The 5,778-nt window shown below is 25.8% G+C and carries 3 protein-coding genes and 1 pseudogene; all 4 read left to right on the plus strand.

The genetic code is table 11. The features are described 5' to 3' along the window. The first annotated feature begins 385 nt into the window (after window positions 1-385). Window positions 386-1,471: an NAD(P)-dependent alcohol dehydrogenase gene (locus E6A48_RS09470; protein WP_013243703.1), complete on the plus strand. Its 1,086-nt coding sequence runs from the start codon at window positions 386-388 to the stop codon at window positions 1,469-1,471. Window positions 1,472-1,628: 157 nt separating this feature from the next. Further along, the gene (locus E6A48_RS09475; protein WP_219709972.1) at window positions 1,629-2,450 is read left to right on the plus strand and encodes a histidinol-phosphatase HisJ family protein; all 822 of its coding nucleotides are present in this window, start codon (window positions 1,629-1,631) and stop codon (window positions 2,448-2,450) included. Window positions 2,451-2,569: 119 nt separating this feature from the next. After that, window positions 2,570-4,579 carry a hypothetical protein gene (locus E6A48_RS09480; RefSeq protein WP_219709973.1) on the plus strand — a complete coding sequence of 670 codons (2,010 nt, stop codon included), beginning with the start codon at window positions 2,570-2,572 and terminating at the stop codon, window positions 4,577-4,579. A 15-nt stretch (window positions 4,580-4,594) separates the two neighbouring features. Continuing rightward, window positions 4,595-5,778 (plus strand): annotated as a pseudogene (locus E6A48_RS09485) (AAA family ATPase); the annotation flags it as partial.

Raw genomic sequence — 5,778 nt, forward strand, 5'->3', positions numbered from 1 at the left:
GTTCTTTTTGTGACCAAAAGAACCAAAAAGGCTGCATTTTTAAGCTACAATTAGGGTATTACCCTATATATTTAATACATTAGCAATATATAAAGTTATAATAATTGCACTTTCGCGAAGTGTGCCCGAAGGGCGAAAACTTTGACGAAGTCCGCACCGCGACCGTAGGAAGTGCCTGCGACTGAAAGGAGTACCTTTAGGTATGGGTGCGAAGGCGGGAAAAAGTTGAATAAAAAATTTATAATGTACTATTATAATTCATATTCAATAAAAACTAGAAAAATCTCATACATTTTAATATATAAAAATATTGACATTAGAGTGCACTTCAATGTTATAATAAATAATATAATAAAACATATTTAATAATGAGGAGTATATATACATGTTATTAGAAAAAAACTTGGAAGAAGCTAATTCTGGAAAGAGAATAAATGCTAAAGGATATGCTGTTCATAGCAAAACTGACACATTTAAACCTTTTGAATTTTCAAGGCATTCTATGGGAGACAATGACATTTTAATAGAGATAATGTATGCAGGAATATGTCATAGTGATATACACTCTGCAAGAAGTGAGTGGCATGAAGGAATATATCCAATGGTGCCTGGTCATGAAATTGCTGGAAAGGTGGTAGCAGTAGGAAAGAATGTTACAAAATTTAAAGTTGGTGATTATGCTGGTGTGGGCTGTATGGTAAACTCTTGCGGAGAATGTGAGGCTTGCAAAAGAAGTCATGAACAATTTTGCGAAAGAGGTCAGACTGTGCTTACTTATGACTGTAAAGACCATTTTCACAATGATGAGCCTACTTACGGAGGATATTCAAACAATATAGTGGTAAGTGAAAAGTTTGCTATCACTGTACCAAAAGATGCACCAATGGAAAAAGTTGCTCCGCTTTTATGTGCTGGTATTACAACATACTCGCCTCTTAAATTCTCTGGCGTTAAAAAAGGCGATGTAGTAGGTGTTGCTGGTTTCGGCGGACTTGGTTCTATGGCTGTAAAATATGCTGTTAATATGGGGGCAGATGTTTATGTATTTGCTCGTAACGACAAAAAGAAAAAAGAAGCTTTAGAGATGGGAGCAAAAGATTTATTTACTTCTACAAAAGATATACCTATTCGTTTTGATTTAATAATATCAACTATTCCTACAGGATATGATGTTAATAATTATGTTGACTTATTAAAATACGGCGGAGAGATGGCTATTGTTGGGCTTCCTCCTGCTGAATTAAAACAAAGCATAGATTTAGCAAGATTAATATTCTCAGGTGGTAAAAAAGTTTATGGTTCTATGATTGGCGGTATTAAAGAAACTCAAGAAATGCTTGATTTTTCTCTCAAACACAAAATATACCCAGAAACTGAGATTATTGCTGCTAACCAAATAGATGAAGCTTATCAAAAACTTACAAGCGGACAAGCTAAGTTCAGATATGTAATAGACATGAAAACATTATAATAGTTTTTATTATAATATTGTTTGATTAGGTATTGGTATTTACTGATACCTAATTTTTATTTTACTAATTGATTATTAAAAAAAATTATAAAAATATATACAATAAAAATAATTTATATATATAATTATGTAAAAATAAAAAATAGGAATTATTAATATGCTTGCAGATTATCATGTACATACAGAGTTTAGCGATGATTCTAATTATCCATTAGAAGAAGTTATAAAAGATGCTATAAAACTAAATATAGATGATATTTGCATTACTGACCATGTAGATTACGGCATAAAAAAAGATTGGGACGAAATTAAAATAAAAGATAAAAACACAATTACAAATGTTAATTATCCTAAATATATAGAAGATATTAACAAAATGAAAGAAAAATACTCAAAAGAAATTAATATAAAAACAGGTCTTGAATGTGGAATACAAACTCATACTATTGATAAATATGAAGCTATTTTAAAAAAATACAATTTTGATTTTATTATATTTTCTGTTCATCAGGTAAATGATAAAGAATTCTGGACACAGGATTTTCAAAGAGATAAAACCCAAAAAGAATATAATGAAGCATATTATAAAGAGATTCTTCAAGTTGTGAAAAGTTTTAAAAATTATTCGGTGTTAGGGCATTTAGACTTAATTATAAGATATGATAAAAAAGGAATATACCCATTTGAAAAAGTAAAACCTATTATAGAAGATATATTAAAAATAGTGATAGAAGATGGCAAAGGAATAGAGTTTAATACTTCTTATACGAGATATGGCTTAAAAGACACAACTCCTTCTATAGATATATTGAAATTATATCATAAATTAGGCGGAAATATTATAACCATAGGAAGCGACAGCCATCAGCCTAGTCATTTGGGCTTTCATATAAACGAGGCAAAAGAAATTCTAAAAAATATAGGATTTAAACAATTTTGCACCTACAATAAAATGATACCAGAGTTCAATAACTTATAAAAATATATAAAAACTACAAATATCCTTTCGAAATAAAGTTTTCAAGTAAAAAACTCTTTATCCGATAAAATATAATAATAAAAAAGATATAGCTATAGTAGTATATAAGGGTTAGAGTTATGAATAATGATAAAAAGCAAAAAATTATTAAAACACTTCTTAGTCTGATGATATCATTTTTAATGATTTTTATAGTTGCTATGTTTGCAAGAGTGGCAAGCAATACAGTGTTGCCTCAAAATAGCAAAGTATCTGTATTAATTAATGATTATCTAGATATGATGATGGAAATGATGGATAAATTTGCTACTAACTTAAAAATAAAAAGAAATACAGTTTCAGAATATCAAGTAAATTTAATAACTCAATCTATATCAGATTATGTAGGTTATAGTATGTATCAAACAGCGGATATATTAAAAGATTATAACCCATACAAAAATTATTCTAAAACAGAATTAGAAAAATATAAAAACGATTATTATAAAATGACTTTAGAAAACCCTTATTTAAGAAGTATGACAGTTTTTTCTATAGATGGTAAAATGAGACTTAATTTATATTCGGCTAATCATAAATCTTGGCCTATAGAATTACAGGATAATCTATTAAAAGAAGTAAAAAATAAAGGCTCTTTAGTATTAAATGCTGAAAATGAAAATGCATTCTATATAATGGAATATATTAAAAATAAATATGGTGAAATTATTGTTACTACAAGAAATGATTATTCTTATGTTTCTGATATAGCTATGTATTATCAAGTGGCAGACAAAAGGCTTTATATAAGTGACTCTAGAGATTTAGTTTATAATGTGAGAGAGTCTATAGGAGAAAAATCCATAGAAAAAGTATCTAGTGTTATTAATAGGTTTGCTTATTATAAAAAACAGCCTAGTTTTATAGTTAATGATTCACTATCTGTATCTATGATAGGAAAAGAGTATCCTAATTATTTTGAATTAATAGTATTAGCTGTTACTGCTTTGCTTATATTGGTATTCCAATTAATATTAACAGGAATAATTAATTTCTTTAAATACTTGATGCAAATTAAAACTCATAGAGATTTTTTAGAGAGTGTTAAAGGAGAAAATGAGTTATTTATAGATGAGAGTTTAGTAAAGGCGGATATACCTAAAGCAGCTACAATAGATGATATGCCGCCTATAATAGAAAAACTTCATTACAAAATACCAGAAAAATATTTCGATAATAATAAAAAAGAAGAAGAAAATAAATTCAATATTGCAAAAGACATATCAAATATTGTAAGTATGATAAAATTTAATAACTATGACCCTGCAAAAGATAATGAAGAAATAAATAATAATTCAGTAATAATAGAAGAAACAACAGAAGAGATAAAAGACATCAATATAGAAAATGAAGATAATCTCAAAAATATTTATTCATTAAGCTATATAGAAAATGAAGTTGATAAAGAATTAGAAAATGAAGAAAAAGAAGATTTAATAGAGTTTGTAGAAGAAGAAAAAATAGATGATGAAATATTAGAATATAATGATAATAGCACATTAGAAGAGATTTACAAAACAGAAGAGTATGATGAACATGATAGTGAATATGATAATAACTATAATGAAGAATACAAAATAGAAAGTGTTCAAGATGATATAGATTTATATAAAGATGAAGAGATAATCATTCAAGAAGCTGAAGAAGAATATCAAAATTATCAAGAAACAGAAAATGACGAAGACAATAGCAATAAATATTATTCTCTAAATGATGAATATTCTAATAATGAATATTTTAATCATGAAGATATAAGAGATAGAAAAATTATCAAAAGTGACTTATCATTATCATATAATAATTATAGTAATGAAAATACTTTTAATTCAGAAACAGAAGAAACAAATGAAGAAGTAGAGAAGATAGAAAACATACAAGAAAAAGTGGAAGATGAAGAAGAAATAAAAGAAAATATTAATATGGAAATATACAATTCATATAATAATATAGAAAACAACAGTAATGATGAAAAAATAAAAAATATAGATACTAAAAGAACAGAAGATGTATTTGCTGCTTTTGATAAGATGTTATCTTCAATAATAAGTAAAGCAGAAGAAGATGCTAGAAAAAGTATAACTAAAAAATAATATAGGTGGTTTTTTATGTTTGATAGACATAATAATATTTCTATTTTTGTATATATAGCTATTTTACTTAATGCTATAATTATTGCTCTATTTATTACTTTTGTATTTGGATTAAAAAAAGATGCTTTTGACATAGATACTAAAAAGCTTGATAGAACATCTTTAATATGTCAGAATAATATATTGAGTCTTATAAATGATTATGATAATAGACTAGATAAAATAATAGAGAGTTATAATTTCCCTTCACTACTTCAAAATGTAGTATTAAATGGAATGAATGAAGATGAAAAAAATAGAATTATATCTATTTTTAGAAGTGGTAATTATGCTTTTGATACTGTTGGTCTTTATTTTTCTGATGGACAAGCAGTATTCTCTTCTCCAGACAATAGAAAAAGTATAAACCTTAATGCATTGAAAATAAATAATAAAAAAGCTTATTTTGACCAAGACTTCGATGGAGTTTATTTTGTTAAACCTATAAAAAATGAAAAAGGTTTAGAGGTTGGTTATATAGTAGCAAGCGTATTTAAAAAGATTTTTGAAAATACTTCATACAATTTAAACTTCTTACTTATACCAAATGGGGTAATATATTATAATCCTTCTATAAATATTAATAGTATTTCAAGAGATGCATTATATCAATATATGAATAATCCAGGAGTAATAAATATAGGTGCTTATTCATATATATTACATTCAAGCAATGTTAAAGATATATATAACTTTAATGTTGGAATATTAGAGCTTGATGTACCAATAATACAAAGATATTTAAAATATATTTTACTTATTATACTTTGTTCTTCATTAATATTTTTAATATCAAGTGCATTATATGAAAGAAAAAAATTAAAAGCACAAAATGTTTCTGATATAGAAGATGATAGTATATATTCAGATGATAATATTTTAGAAGATGATGAATATAATAATTTTGATGATGAAGACAATAATCTTGATGACTTTAATTATGATTTAGATACTTTAAATGAAGATATAGAATATTTAAATAAAATAGAATCAAAAAATAAAAAGCACATTGATAAGAAAAGTAAATTGGAACTTCCTAATTTAGATGAAATAGAAAATGCTGTAAACAATATAAACAAAGAAGATTTATTAGCTATTGAAGACTTAGAAGATATAGAAAACAGTATTAATGATGAAGCTATTAAAATAGATAATATTGA

The sequence above is a fragment of the Brachyspira pilosicoli genome (assembly GCF_019402445.1).
Taxonomy (GTDB): Bacteria; Spirochaetota; Brachyspiria; order Brachyspirales; family Brachyspiraceae; genus Brachyspira; species Brachyspira pilosicoli_B.